This is a genomic window from Pseudomonas sp. BF-RE-25, assembly GCF_019956105.1.
GTDB lineage: Bacteria > Pseudomonadota > Gammaproteobacteria > Pseudomonadales > Pseudomonadaceae > Aquipseudomonas > Aquipseudomonas migulae.
The window spans coordinates 1-13,327 of record NZ_JAHBDB010000012.1 but is presented as its reverse complement, the minus strand read 5'-3'; the positions used below and the strand labels follow the sequence as shown (position 1 = coordinate 13,327).

Here is a 13,327-nt window from a genome sequence, read left to right as displayed (position 1 = left end):
CCGCTCAGATGCACTTGAAATAGTCGAACGGCTCGCGGCAATCGACGCAGAGGTACAACGCCTTGCACGCGGTGGAACCGAACTCGCTGAGCACTTCGGTGTGCGCGCTGCCGCATTGCGGGCAGACGATCACCGGGCTTTCGCCGAGCAGGCTGCGTTTGCTGGTGCTGCCGTCGGGCGGTGCGATGCCATAAGCGCGCAGGCGTTCGCGGCCGATGTCGGTGATCCAGTCGGTGGTCCACGCCGGGGTCAATTTGCGTTCCAGTTGCGGTGCCCTGAAGCCGGCAAGCTCCAGCGCATCGCGGATGTCGCTTTCAATCACCTCGGTGGCGGGGCAGCCGGAGTAGGTCGGCGTGACCACCACGTGCAAGTGGCCGGCTTGCCAGTCGAGATCGCGCACGATGCCGAGGTCGACCACGCTGACCACCGGCACTTCCGGGTCCATGACCTGCGCCAGGGTCGCCCACGCGGCGGCCAGGTCCGTCGGTTGGGCCGGCCGGGCGCCGAGGTCGCTGGCGATCAGCTCACCAGGTTGCATCGGGGTACGCTCGTGGCAGGAATTGCATCTCCGCCAACAGGATGCCGAGGTGTTCGGTGTGCAGCCCCTTGCGCGCATTCAGGTAGAAATAGCTCGGCGCGGCAGGCACGGGCAGGGTGGCGCTGGCGAAAATCTCGTTGACCCTGGCTTGCCACGCGGCGGCGACGGTGGCGATGTCCGGGGTGATGCCGGCTTCGCACAGACGCTGCTCGCTGTCATCGGCGGCGATCAGTTCCACGGTAAAGCGCCAGACCTCAGGGATCGCCGCGAGCATGCGCTTGTGGCTTTCCTCGGTGCCGTCGCCCAGACGCTCGACCCACTCGCCGGAACGGCGCAGGTGATAGGTGACTTCTTTTACGGCTTTGGCAGCGATCCCAGCGACGCGCTCATCGCTGGACTGGCTCAAACCTTTAAGCACTTCCAGGTGCCAGGCGTCATACAGGAACTGCTTCAGGATGGTCACCGCGTAATCGCCGTTGGGTTGTTCCACCAGCAGCAGGTTGCGATAGGCGCGCTCATCGCGACGGAACGCCAGATGATCGGCATCGCGATCGTCGCCCAGCAGTTCAGCGGCGTACTCCAGCCAGTTGCGCGCCTGGCCGACGAGGTCGAGGCCGACGTTCATCAGCGCCAGTTCTTCTTCCAGCGCCGGCGCCTTGCCGCACCATTGGCATAGGCGCTGGCCCTGGATCAGGGCGCTGTCGCCGAGGCGCAGCAGGTATTCGATCAGATCGGTGTTGTTATTCATGGTCGACCTCACATGTGCCCGACTTCGGCCGGCAGCTCGTAGAAGCTGGCATGGCGATAAACCTTGTCGTCCGACGGGTCGAACAGCGGGTCTTTTTCATCCGGCGACGAGGCGGTGATCAGTGCCGACGGCACGACCCACAGGCTCACGCCTTCGCTGCGACGGGTGTACAACTCACGCGCGTTCTCGATGGCCATGGTGGTGTCGGCGGCATGCACGCTGCCGACGTGCTTGTGGTTGAGGCCGTGCTTGCTGCGCACAAAGACTTCGAAAAGGGTCCATTCGGACATGGCGGTGTCTCCAGATCAGGTGGCCGAATCAGGCGGCGTTCTTGTTTTGTTTTTTGCGGGCGTGGGCAACTGCGGCTTCGCGGACCCAGGCGCCGTCTTCAATGGCTTTGCGGCGAGTGGCGACGCGTTCCTGGTTGCACGGGCCGTTGCCCTTGAGCACTTCGTAGAACTCGCTCCACTGGATTTCACCGAAGTCGTAATGGCCGCGTTCGGCGTTCCACTTCAGGTCCGGATCGGGGCAGGTGCAACCGAGCAATTCGAGTTGCGGGATGGTCTGGTCGATGAAGCGCTGGCGCAGTTCGTCGTTGCTCTGGCGCTTGATTTTCCAGGCCATGGACTGGGCGCTGTTCGGCGAGTGTTCGTCGCTCGGGCCGAACATCATCAGCGACGGCCACCACAGGCGGTTGATCGCGTCCTGGACCATGTCTTTTTGCGCCTGATTGCCGTGACGCATCATGGTCAGAAGGATTTCGTAGCCTTGGCGCTGGTGGAAACTTTCTTCCTTGCAGATGCGCACCATGGCCCGGGAGTAGGGGCCGTATGAGGTGCGTTGCAACACCACCTGATTGACGATCGCGGCGCCGTCAACCAGCCAGCCCACTGCGCCCATGTCGGCCCAGTTCAGGGTTGGGTAGTTGAAGATGCTCGAGTACTTGGCCTTGCCGCTGTGCAGCTTGGCGATTTCTTCGTCGCGGTCGGCGCCGAGGGTTTCCATGGCGCTGTACAGGTACAGGCCGTGGCCGGCTTCGTCCTGAATCTTGGCCATCAATTGCAGTTTGCGTTTGAGCGATGGCGCGCGGGTGACCCAGTTGCCTTCGGGCAGCATGCCGACGATTTCCGAGTGGGCGTGCTGCGAGATCTGCCGGATCAAGGTCTGGCGATAGGCATCAGGCATCCAGTTTTTCGCTTCGATCTTGATTTCTGAATCGATTTTTTCCTGGAAGGCGCGTTCCTGTTCGGACATTTCCGACAGGTCCTTGATGCGCTTAACGCCGGTTTCTACGAGCTGTGCGTACATTGGGGGTCTCCCGCCTTGAATCTGATCGAGGGCATGGAGAACTTTATAAGCGATACAGAATTTAATATCAAATAGAAAATATCGTGTCGCATGCTTTTTTGTATCGCTTTCGACGTACGGGGCAAGTCCGGTTTCTGGACAGCCTGATGGCGCCTTAGTAGCATCCGCCGCTTACCGGCTAGGCGACTCGTCGTCGGTGACGGAATTTCAAGGAGTGGGCATGCAGGATTTCACCTTCGGTAAGGTCAGGATTCATTTCCACATCGAGCATGGGGTGGTGATCAGCAACACGCCGAGCCGTGGGGTGATCTGGATCAGAACGAAGGAGGGCGAAGAGCGCCGTCTGGAATATGGTTTTGAAGATTTCCAGTTGCGTAAAGGTCATGAGGTTTCCGTGATCTACGCAAGCAGTTCACACAAGGAATATGTGTGTCCGGTAGTGCTGCGCAATCACCATCTTTCGCTCAGTTATGCCTTGGGTTCGAGTGATGTTATCTATAAGGAGATGGCCAGGCCGCTGGCGTGGTCCTGGCTGGTTTTGGTGGCGCTGATCGTCCCGTCATCGTTTATTGCCAAGTGGTTTGGTCATTTTGGAGGAGGCTTTGTACTGCCATTCATCTATTGGCTGGGGGTGGCCAAGCTCGACGACATGCGCAAAGCGCGACTGATCCCGGCGCTGGGTGCTCACATCGATAGGCTGGACAGACGCGCCACTGCCAGACGCGTCGTCGCCAGAGCTCTCTCGCGTAATCGCTGATGGCGAGGTTCTGACTCCTTCGTTGTGGTTCGCATGCCCCCTGTAGGAGCTGGCTTGTCGGGTCGCCGCATCGCAGCGATGGTCGTCAACGATAACGCGTGCTGCCTGAATGAACGCGCCGTCCAAACGCTTTTCGCCGGCAAGCCGGCTCCTACAGGGAATCCCATACGCTTTTGCTTTTCACCACTCATCAGGCCGAGCGTTAGCTCGCCTTCAGCTCTTGATCTGAGCGCCCCCTCGAGAGGCCGAGCGCAGGTTCTGCGCAGTGGGCAACCCGGCATGGATGCCGGGTTAGCCGCCCCCGGCCATGGATGGCCGATGGCGGCGGGCCCACGGAGCAGGACCGGAGCGAGGGCATGGCGAGCCTTGGCGAGGCACCGAACGAAAGGGGCAAGAGCGCTTGGTTACTTGGGGCTTTTCCAAGTGACTCGCCGTAAGGGCGAAACCATTAGCGGCCGTTACCGCAGGAATGGATATGTACACCCTCATATAGCCATCGCCGGCAAGCCGGCTCCTACAAGGACCGTGTACATCCGCGAGAGTCGGGTTGCCTGTAAAGCCTTCGCGAGCAGGCTCGCTCCCACAGGATTCGTGCGCGTACACCCAAAAAAAAGCCCCGCAAAAGCGGGGCTTAAAGGGTGCAGCAGTCATGCTTTCGGGCGTTTGTCCATTACGTGACAAGCCTTGCCCTCAGAGCGCTTGATCGAATGCAGAGGCTGCAAAACAATCCGCGAACTGATCCCGATATACGTCTTGATGTGCTTGCTCAACTCGCCACAAACAGCCCTCTGCTGCTCATCGCTCAAATGCTGGTGTTCAGCCTTCAACTCGACATGCACATCCACGCTGTCCAGATTCCCGTTGCGATACAGATGAATCTCATAACACTCTGAAAGCTGTTTGATTTTCAGTACCTGCTCCTCGATCTGCGTCGGAAACACGTTCACCCCGCGAATGATCAACATGTCATCGCTGCGTCCGGTGATCTTGTCGATCCGCCGCATCGGCCGCGCAGTCCCCGGCAGCAAACGCGTCAGGTCGCGGGTGCGGTAGCGGATCATCGGCAAGGCTTCCTTGCTCAGGGACGTGAACACCAGTTCGCCCATCTGCCCGTCCGGCAGCACTTCACCGGTGACCGGGTCGATGATTTCCGGGTAGAAGTGGTCTTCCCAGATCGTCGGGCCGTCCTTGGTTTCGGCGCATTCCATGGCGACGCCCGGCCCCATGATTTCCGAGAGGCCGTAGATGTCCAGTGCAGTGATGCCCAAACGGTTCTCGATGGCGCTGCGCAGTTCGCCGGTCCACGGCTCGGCACCGAAGATGCCCAGGCGCAGGGCCAGTTTGTGCGGGTCGATGCCCTGGCGCTCGATTTCATCGGCGATGTTGAGCATGTACGACGGCGTGACCATGATGATGTCCGGCTGGAAATCCTTGATCAGTTGCACTTGCTTTTCAGTCTGGCCGCCGGACATCGGAATCACCGTGCAACCCAGGCGTTCGGCACCGTAGTGCGCGCCGAGACCGCCGGTGAACAGGCCGTAGCCATAGGAAATGTGCACTTTGTCGCCACGTCGGCCACCGGCTGCGCGGATTGAGCGCGCGACCACGTTGGCCCAGGTGTCGATGTCGTTCTGCGTGTAGCCGACGACGGTCGGTTTGCCGGTGGTGCCGCTGGACGCGTGCAGGCGCACCACGTCCTGCATCGGCACGGCAAACATGCCGTAGGGGTAGTTGTCGCGCAGGTCGGATTTGGTGGTGAACGGAAACTTCGCCAGGTCTTCCAGGGATTTGATGTCATCCGGGTGCACGCCCAGTGCATCGAAGCGCTGACGGTACAGCGGCACGTTTTTGTAGGCGTGGTTGAGGCTCCAGCGCAGGCGTTCCAGCTGGTGCTGACGGAGTTCGTCAATGCTGGCGGTTTCCAGCGGGTCCAGCACGGGATCAAGCACGGCTTTGGCAATTGGCATGTTCATAACTTCACTCGAATTATTTTTGTGTTTCAGCCCGGCCGCAGCCGGGCTTTGAGTGCATGCCCCAAGGATACCTCTAGGCTCCCCGGGAATCGCGATTCTTTAGTCGGACAAGCGCTCAATGATCAGCGCAATGCCCTGGCCGACGCCGATGCACATGGTGCACAACGCGTAGCGGCCCTGACGTTCTTCCAGTTCGTGCAGGGCGGTGGTCACCAGCCGCGCGCCGCTCATACCCAATGGGTGGCCGAGGGCGATGGCGCCGCCATTCGGGTTGACCCGCGGGTCAGTGTCGCTCAAACCCAGTTCGCGCAACACCGCCAGGCCTTGCGCGGCGAAGGCTTCGTTGAGTTCGATCACGTCCATGTCGGCGAGGCTCAGGTTGGCCAGTTCCAGCACTTTGCGCGTCGCTGGCACCGGGCCGATGCCCATGATGCGCGGCTCGACCCCGGCAGTGGCCATGGCCACAACCCGGCCGCGAGCCTTCAGGCCATGGCGTTTGGCGGCCGCCGGGCTGGCCAGCAACAGTGCGCAAGCGCCGTCATTGACCCCGGAGGCATTGCCGGCGGTGACGCTGCCGCCTTCGCGAAATGGCGTGCCGAGTTTCTGCAACTGCTCAAGCGTGGTGTCGCCGCGTGGGTGTTCGTCATGCTCGACGACTTTGGCCGGGCCTTTGCGCTGCGGGATTTCGACCGCGACGATTTCCTTGGCCAGACGCCCACTGGCCTGGGCCGCGCCGGCACGCTGCTGGCTGCGCAGGGCAAAGGCGTCCTGGTCGGCGCGGGAGATGTTGAACTGCTCGGCGACGTTCTCGGCGGTTTCCGGCATCGAGTCGATACCGTAGGTCTTTTTCATCAGCGGATTGACGAAGCGCCAGCCGATGGTGGTGTCGTAGACCTGCGCATCCCGAGAGAAGGCTTGTTCGGCCTTGCCCATGACCAACGGCGCGCGGGACATCGATTCGACGCCGCCGACCAGCATCAGCCCGGCTTCGCCGCAACGAATCGCCCGCGCTGCGGTGCCGATGGCATCCAGCCCGGAACCGCACAAACGGTTGAGCGTGGTGCCCGGCACGCTGACCGGCAACCCGGCCAACAGCGCCGACATGCGCGCGACGTTGCGGTTGTCTTCGCCGGCCTGGTTGGCACAGCCGTAGATCACATCATCCACGGCATTCCAGTTGACCTGCGGGTGGCGGCGCAGCAGTTCGCGCAACGGCACTGCACCGAGGTCGTCGGCACGTACGCTGCTCAAGGCACCAGCGTAGCGGCCGATCGGGGTCCGCACGGCGTCGATGATCAAGGCGTCATTCATTCGGGGTCTCCTGCGCGAGCACAGCGCCGCGCACTTTGTAGGATTTGCCATGGAACAGCGCGATCAGCTGGCCCAGTTGGTTTTCAATGCGCACGTCGTAGTTGCCGGTGCGACCGGAGCGGCTCTGCTCGGTGCAATCGGCGGTCAAGGTGTCGCCCAGGCGTGCCGGGGCGATGTAGTCGATGCTGCAACCGATGGCCACGGTGGCTTCGTTGTAGCTGTTGCAGGCAAAGGCAAACGCCGAGTCGGCGAGGGCGAACAGGTAACCGCCGTGGCAAGTGCCGTGGCCCTGAATCATGTCGGCGCGCACGCTCATGCCGACGCGGGCGCAGCCCGGTGCCGCCGAGAGCAGGCGCATGCCCATGGCCTGGCTCGCGGCGTCGCGCTTGAACATCGTTTGTGCGCAGTTGCTGGCAAGGTTCATTGCTTCGTGATTAGTCATGGAACGTCCTCCCTTCAGCGACGCGGCGGCGCAACAGCAGCGACGGTCGATAGCGTTGTTCGCCGTAGCTCGTTTGCAGGTTTTCCAGCACGTTGAGGATGTGCGCGAGGCCAATGGCGTCGGCCCAGGCCAGCGGGCCTTGCGGGTAATTGACCCCGGCGCGCATCGCCAGATCGATGTCGGCGGCCGAGGCCACGCCTTGCAGCACGGCGTCGGCGGCTTCGTTGGCGAGCATCGCCACCGTGCGCAACACTGCGAGCGCCGGGCTGTCGCTGAGTTGGCTGACTGTGAATCCAGCGCGTTGCAGCAGTGCGACGCCGTGTTCGAGTGCCGAAGGGGTGATGTCTGCCGAGCAACTGATGGCGATGCGGCTGGCCTTGCCGTAGTCGAAGGCCAGGTCCAGCAGGATCAGATTGCGCAGTCCGTCTTCTTTCGCCCGCTGACAGGCCATGCGCCCGTCGCTAAGCGCCAGCACGGCATCGCCGACTTTCAACAGGCCCAGGCCATCACGCTGAATGACGTTGATCTGATGTTCGCGCAGACGCGCAATCAACGCGTTGGCGATGCCGAGATCACCTTCCACGACGCAGGTTTCAACCGGGTGATCACAGCTGATAGAGGTCGGCTGTGGCCGTTCGGCGCCTTCGGCATAACGGTAGAAGCCATGGCCGCTCTTGCGACCCAGGCGCCCGGCGTCGACCAATTCCTTCTGAATCAGCGAAGGCAGAAAACGCGTGTCACCGTAATAGGCATCAAACACCGAACAGGTCACGGCATAGTTGACGTCATGGCCGATCAGGTCGGTCAGCTCGAAGGCGCCCATCGCAAAACCACCGGCCTCGCGCATCAGCGCATCCAGCGTCGGGCAATCCGCCGCGCCTTCCTGCAGCAGACGCAGGCTTTCGGCGTAGAGCGGGCGGGCGACACGGTTGACGATAAAGCCCGGCGTAGAGCGGGTGTGTACGGGTTTTTTGCCCCAGGCTTTGGCGGTGTCGTACAGGCACTCGGCCAACGCCGGATCGCTGGCCAGCCCGGAAACGATTTCCACCAGCGCCATGACCGGCGCCGGGTTGAAGAAGTGCAAGCCGAGCAAGCGTTGCGGATGGTTCAACTGTGCGGCGATGCTGGTGATCGACAGCGACGAGGTGTTGCTCGCCAGAATGCAGTGCTCACCGCAGATGCCTTCCAGTTGGCGGAAGAGCGCGCGTTTGACCTCAAGGTTTTCGACGATGGCTTCGATGATCAACTCGCACTCGGCCAGCGCTTCGATGGCCTCCACGGCATGCAGGCGCGCAATCGTTGCGCTGCGCGACTCGGCGGACAGTTTGCCGTTCTCGACCCGTTTGCCCAGTTGTCGATCAATGCCTTCAATGGCCTGGGCCGCAGCGCCGGGGCGATTGTCCAGCAGCAACACCGGATGACCGGCCTGCGCCGCGACCTGGGCAATGCCAGCGCCCATGGCGCCGGCGCCGATCACCGCGATGCGCGCGTTAGTGTTCAGTGCGGTCATGACTCAGCGCCCCTTGAAGCTTGGGCTGCGTTTTTCCATGAAGGCGCTGACGCCTTCACGGTAATCCTCGCTGCGCCCGGCCAGGCGTTGCAGGTCTTTTTCCAACTCCAGCTGTTCGTCGAAGGTGTTGCTCAGGCTGGCGTTGAGGCTGCGCTTGATCAGTGCCAGGCCATACGTCGGTTGCGTGGCCAGATGGCGGGCGAGGGTCAGGGCTTCATTGCGCAATTCGGCGTCATCCACCACGCGGTAGATCAGCCCCCATTGCTCGGCTTGCTCGGCGCTCAGGCGATTGCCGAGCAAGGCCAGTGCCTTGGCGCGGGCCATGCCGACCAGGCGCGGCAAGGTCCAGGTGCCGCCGGAATCCGGGATCAAACCGATCTTGCAGAAGGCCTGGATGAAGCTCGCCGAACGCGCTGCCAATACCAGATCGCAAGCCAGTGGAATGTTGGCGCCGGCGCCGGCCGCCACGCCGTTGACCGCGCAGATCACCGGCAGCGGCAGGTCGCGTAATTGGCGGATCAGCGGGTTGTAGAACTTCTCGATGGACTCGCCCAGATCCGGCACGGCGCTGCCCGGCGCGACATTGCGGTCGCTGAGGTCTTGCCCGGCGCAGAAACCGCGACCTTCACCGGTCAGCAGCAGTACGCGCACGTCCGGGTTCTGCCGAACCTGCTTGAGCGCTTCCTTCACTTCGCCGTGCATCTGCGTGTTGAAGCTGTTGAGTTGGTCTGGGCGATTGAGGCTCAGCAGGGCAACGCCGGCCTCGATGGAAAACAGGATGTGTTCGAAGTTCATGGTCTTGGCGTTCTCTGGGAGGTCGTTCGAATTCGTTATCGATGGCCGGATTACTGGCCAGTGAAGGTCGGTGTGCGCTTTTGCTGAAAGGCCGCAATGCCTTCGTCGCGGTCGCGGGTGCCGGCCAGCACGGTGAAGGCGTGGCGCTCGAAACGCAGGCCGCTGGCGAGGTCGGTGTCCATTGCCTTGAGCAGCGCTTCCTTGGCCAGGCGCACCGCCAGCGGTGCTTTCGTGGCAATGCTGCGGGCGATCTGCAGCGCACGCTCGACGGTGAATTCCGGTTGGGTGACTTCGCTGACCAGCCCGGCGCGCTGGGCCTGGCGGGCGTCGATCGGCTCGCCGGTCAGGACCATCTGCATGGCCATGGATTTACCGACGGCGCGAAGCAAACGTTGGGTGCCGCCGGCGCCGGGCATGATCCCGAGGTTGATTTCCGGCTGGCCGAAACGTGCGTCCTCGCCGGCGATGATGATGTCGGCGTGCATCGCCAGTTCACAGCCACCGCCGAGGGCGAAGCCGTTGACGGCGGCGATCAGCGGTTTGTTGAAGCGGGTGATGGTTTGCCACGACGCCTGGCGCGGGTCGTCGAGGATGCCGACCAGATTGCGCTCGGCCATTTCCTTGATGTCAGCACCGGCCGCGAAGGCTTTGCGGCTACCGGTCAGGACCACGACGCGGGTCTCGGGATCGGCTTGCGCGGCCGTCAGTTCGTCCGCCAGTTCACCCAGCAATTGGGTGGTCAGGGCATTCAACGCTTGCGGACGCTGCAAGGTAATCAGGCGGACGCCCGGTTCGAAGAATTCGACAGCAAGGGTTAGAGGCATGGCGGATGCCCTCACGGTGCACGCTCGGCTGTAATGCCGGCTCATTATTGGATCGGCGCGTAGGCCGGTTTTGCCGGAGTATACCTATAACGTGATACGTAAATGCAATACAAAAGTAGATTTAATGTGTCCTATCGTCGGGTTTGTGGTTTTATGGCTTTGGTTTGAATGGCTTGGATCAAGCGCTGGATGCGCCTGTTTTATTGGTTTCGGTCGGGGTTTTGTCGTCCAAATAGACGCGGCTGGCGAGTGGCTTTGTAAGTGATACGGTTTTTGTGCTTTGTTAATGTAAAAGTGATGTGATACAAAATGAGTCTGCATCGGCATCGCTTTGTGAATGCTCTATAAGGAAACGCCCCATGACCTGCTACAGCCTCGATGGCCTGACTCCGGTGGTTGACCCCAGCGCTTACGTTCACCCGTCCGCCGTGCTGATCGGCGACGTGATCATCGGTCCCCATTGCTACGTTGGTCCGCTGGCGAGTCTGCGCGGTGACTTCGGCCGGATCGTGCTGGAGGAGGGCGCCAATCTGCAGGACACCTGCGTGATGCACGGTTTCCCGGACAGCGACACCGTGGTCGAGCGCAACGGCCATATTGGTCATGGCGCGGTGTTGCACGGCTGCCGGATTGGCGCCGACGCGTTGGTGGGGATGAATGCGGTGGTGATGGACAATGCGCGCATCGGTGCTCGCTCATTCGTCTCGGCGGCGGCCTTCGTCAAGGCCGGTTTCGAAGGCCCCGAGCAGTCGCTGATCATGGGCGCGCCGGCCAGCGTCAAGCGCAGCCTCAGCGATGAAGAGGTGTCGTGGAAGCAGGCGGGCACTCGTGAATATCAGCAACTGGCCAAGCGTTGCCTGGAGCAGATGCAAGTCTGCGAGCCGCTGACCGAACCGGAGCCCGACCGCCCGCGTATCAGCGACAACGGCCTGCGGCCCAAGGGCAGTTCTTCATGAACACGCAATCCTTGTAGGAGCCGGCTTGCTGGCGATCACGGTGTGTCAGTCGAGATTAATGTTTCTGACACACCGCGATCGCCAGCAAGCCGGCTCCTACAAAGGAAATTCGGTATATTCCTTTCTTTTTTCAGCTCGGTACGCCCATGTCGTCCCTGACACCCTTGAACCATCTGATTACCCGCTTCCAGGAGCAGACGCCGATCCGCGCCAGTTCCTTGATCATCACGCTGTACGGGGATGCCATCGAGCCCCACGGCGGCACGGTGTGGCTGGGCAGCCTGATTCAGTTGCTCGAGCCCATCGGCATCAATGAACGGCTGATCCGCACCTCGATTTTTCGCCTGACCAAGGAAGGCTGGCTGACCGCCGAAAAAGTCGGGCGTCGCAGCTACTACAGCCTGACCGGCGCCGGCCGTCGGCGTTTCGACAAAGCTTTCAAGCGGGTCTACAGCTCCACCGTTCCGGCCTGGGACGGTTCGTGGTGCTTGGTGATGCTTACGCAACTGACTCAGGACAAGCGCAAACAAGTGCGCGAAGAACTGGAGTGGCAAGGTTTTGGTGCGATATCGCCCGCCGTGCTGGCCTGCCCGCGCAGTGATCGGGCCGACGTCAACGCGACCTTGCTCGACCTGGGTGCCCAGGAAGACACCATCGTCTTCGAAACCACCGCACAAGACGTGCTCGCCTCCAAGGCCCTGCGTTTGCAGGTGCGCGAGAGCTGGAACATCGAGGAACTGGCGGCCCATTACAGCGAGTTCATCCAGCTGTTCCGACCGCTCTGGCAAGCGCTTCGCGAGCAGGAAAACCTGCAACCGTCGGACTGCTTCCTGGCACGGGTCCTGCTTATTCACGAGTACCGCAAACTGCTGCTGCGTGACCCGCAATTACCGGACGAGTTGTTGCCCGGCGATTGGGAAGGACGCGCCGCCCGCCAGTTGTGCCGCAACATTTACCGGCTGATCTACGCCAAGGCCGAAGAGTGGTTGAACACTGCACTGGAAACCGCCGATGGTCCGTTGCCGGACGTGGGCGAAAGCTTTTATCGGCGCTTTGGCGGGCTTAAGTAACCCGTCTGTTTCCGTAGGAGCGGCACTGTTCAGGAGAACCCGTGGATTGGCGTAGATAATAAAAACAAGCCTGCGTGAGGCCCGACATGATTTCTTCAATTGCACAGCGCCGTGATGGCTTCGATCAGTGGATTCATCAGATCAACCAGATCTGCGGCGCCTTCAATGCGCAACCCCTGGGCGATGAATTTGCCGGACAGATCCGCGAGCACCAGGACGGCGCGCTGAAGCTCAGTTTTGTCGATGCCCGCCAGGCACGGCTGTACCGCACGCCTCACGAAGTGGCGGCGGGCGAGGACGGTAAATATTTTGCGGTGTTTCAGCTCGATGGCAGCGCCGGCATGGCTCAGGGCGACAGCAAGGTGTTGCTGTCGGCCGGGGATATCACGCTGATCGACGCCTCGCGCCCCAGCGACTTTACCTACAGTGAAAACTCCCGGCAGTTGTCATTGATTCTGCCGTCGCAACTGGTCGAGCAAACCCTGCGCTTCAATCAGGTCCAGTGCGGTCACCGGATCGCCGCGACATCCCCCATCGCGATGCTTTCGCACCGTTTGATTCTGGACGCCACGCACCAGCAATGCCTGAGCCGGGCAGAAAGCGAAGCGACGCTGGAGGCGATTGTCAGCCTGCTGCGCCCGGCCATCAGCCACAGCGAAGCATGCGCGGACGTGCATGAGCGCCTCTTTCGCAAGACCCTGGGTTTCATCGATGAGCACATCCGCTCGGAAGACCTCTGCCCCGAATGGCTGGCGCGCGAGGTGGGAATGTCGACGCGTGGTTTGTACCGGATGTTTGCCAAGAAGGGATTGGTGGTGGCGCGGTACATCAAGAATCGGCGCCTGGATTTGTGCGCGGAGTCCCTGCGCCAAACGCGTACCGAGCAGAAGTTGTCGGTGCTGGGGTATTCGTGGGGCTTTTCCGATTCGAGCTACTTTTCCACCGCGTTCAAATCGCGCTTCGGCATTTCGCCCGGTGAGTACCGCAAAAAACACGCCTGAGATCCAACTGAATAAACGCCTAACCCCTGTAGGAGCCGGCTTGCTGGCGATGGCGGTGTGTCAGAAACATTAATGTCGGCTGACACTCCGCCAT

The 13,327-nt window shown here is 61.6% G+C and carries 14 protein-coding genes; 4 read left to right on the top strand and 10 right to left on the bottom strand.

The genetic code is table 11. The annotated features are described in order from the left end of the window. Positions 1-4 precede the first annotated feature (4 nt). Genes paaD through paaA form a run of 4 tightly spaced genes read right to left on the bottom strand, consistent with a single transcriptional unit; the run spans position 5 to position 2,594 of the window. Entirely contained in the window at positions 5-538 is a 534-nt protein-coding gene (gene paaD / locus KGB24_RS07270) for a 1,2-phenylacetyl-CoA epoxidase subunit PaaD (protein WP_223414232.1), read from the bottom strand. Continuing rightward, positions 525-1,286 carry a 1,2-phenylacetyl-CoA epoxidase subunit PaaC gene (paaC, locus tag KGB24_RS07265; protein WP_223414233.1) on the bottom strand — a complete coding sequence of 254 codons (762 nt, stop codon included), beginning with the start codon at positions 1,284-1,286 and terminating at the stop codon, positions 525-527. Before paaC ends, paaD begins: the two co-directional genes overlap by 14 nt. Positions 1,287-1,294: 8 nt before the next feature. Beyond that, positions 1,295-1,576, bottom strand: a complete 282-nt coding sequence (gene paaB, locus KGB24_RS07260) for a 1,2-phenylacetyl-CoA epoxidase subunit PaaB (RefSeq protein ID WP_007943393.1) — start codon at positions 1,574-1,576, stop codon at positions 1,295-1,297. A gap of 28 nt (positions 1,577-1,604) precedes the next feature. After that, a complete protein-coding gene (paaA, locus tag KGB24_RS07255; protein WP_008032385.1) occupies positions 1,605-2,594 on the bottom strand; it encodes a 1,2-phenylacetyl-CoA epoxidase subunit PaaA in 990 nt (329 codons plus the stop codon). A gap of 220 nt (positions 2,595-2,814) precedes the next feature. Here paaA and KGB24_RS07250 point away from each other — a divergent pair, with 220 nt between their 5' ends. Further along, positions 2,815-3,351 carry a hypothetical protein gene (locus KGB24_RS07250; RefSeq protein WP_223414234.1) on the top strand — a complete coding sequence of 179 codons (537 nt, stop codon included), beginning with the start codon at positions 2,815-2,817 and terminating at the stop codon, positions 3,349-3,351. Between the two features lie 647 nt (positions 3,352-3,998). Here the strand turns inward: KGB24_RS07250 and paaK are convergent. The 6 genes from paaK to paaF all read right to left on the bottom strand — a co-directional run bounded on the left by paaK (position 3,999) and on the right by paaF (position 10,206). Continuing rightward, complete coding sequence (gene paaK / locus KGB24_RS07245; protein WP_008025272.1) at positions 3,999-5,324, bottom strand: phenylacetate--CoA ligase PaaK; 1,326 nt, start codon at positions 5,322-5,324, stop codon at positions 3,999-4,001. Between the two features lie 99 nt (positions 5,325-5,423). Further along, the gene (gene pcaF / locus KGB24_RS07240) at positions 5,424-6,635 is read right to left on the bottom strand and encodes a 3-oxoadipyl-CoA thiolase (RefSeq protein ID WP_223414235.1); all 1,212 of its coding nucleotides are present in this window, start codon (positions 6,633-6,635) and stop codon (positions 5,424-5,426) included. Next, complete coding sequence (gene paaI, locus KGB24_RS07235) at positions 6,628-7,077, bottom strand: hydroxyphenylacetyl-CoA thioesterase PaaI (RefSeq protein WP_008025274.1); 450 nt, start codon at positions 7,075-7,077, stop codon at positions 6,628-6,630. The genes pcaF and paaI overlap by 8 nt, the downstream gene beginning before the upstream one ends. Continuing rightward, positions 7,070-8,587, bottom strand: coding sequence for a 3-hydroxyacyl-CoA dehydrogenase PaaH (gene paaH, locus KGB24_RS07230; protein WP_223414236.1), 1,518 nt, complete (start codon positions 8,585-8,587; stop codon positions 7,070-7,072). Before paaH ends, paaI begins: the two co-directional genes overlap by 8 nt. Positions 8,588-8,590: 3 nt before the next feature. Next, positions 8,591-9,382, bottom strand: coding sequence for a 2-(1,2-epoxy-1,2-dihydrophenyl)acetyl-CoA isomerase PaaG (gene paaG, locus KGB24_RS07225; RefSeq protein ID WP_008038297.1), 792 nt, complete (start codon positions 9,380-9,382; stop codon positions 8,591-8,593). Positions 9,383-9,432: 50 nt separating this feature from the next. Beyond that, complete coding sequence (paaF, locus tag KGB24_RS07220) at positions 9,433-10,206, bottom strand: 2,3-dehydroadipyl-CoA hydratase PaaF (RefSeq protein ID WP_223414237.1); 774 nt, start codon at positions 10,204-10,206, stop codon at positions 9,433-9,435. A gap of 359 nt (positions 10,207-10,565) precedes the next feature. On the opposite strand from paaF, the gene paaY reads away from it, so the two are divergent. The 3 genes from paaY (at position 10,566) to feaR (ending at position 13,233) form a co-directional block, all read left to right on the top strand. Continuing rightward, positions 10,566-11,162, top strand: coding sequence for a phenylacetic acid degradation protein PaaY (paaY, locus tag KGB24_RS07215; protein ID WP_223414238.1), 597 nt, complete (start codon positions 10,566-10,568; stop codon positions 11,160-11,162). A gap of 146 nt (positions 11,163-11,308) precedes the next feature. After that, positions 11,309-12,232 (top strand): phenylacetic acid degradation operon negative regulatory protein PaaX, encoded by a 924-nt coding sequence (gene paaX / locus KGB24_RS07210; RefSeq protein ID WP_008025283.1) that lies wholly within the window; start codon positions 11,309-11,311, stop codon positions 12,230-12,232. Between the two features lie 86 nt (positions 12,233-12,318). Then, the gene (gene feaR, locus KGB24_RS07205; protein WP_192228907.1) at positions 12,319-13,233 is read left to right on the top strand and encodes a transcriptional regulator FeaR; all 915 of its coding nucleotides are present in this window, start codon (positions 12,319-12,321) and stop codon (positions 13,231-13,233) included. Positions 13,234-13,327 lie beyond the last annotated feature (94 nt).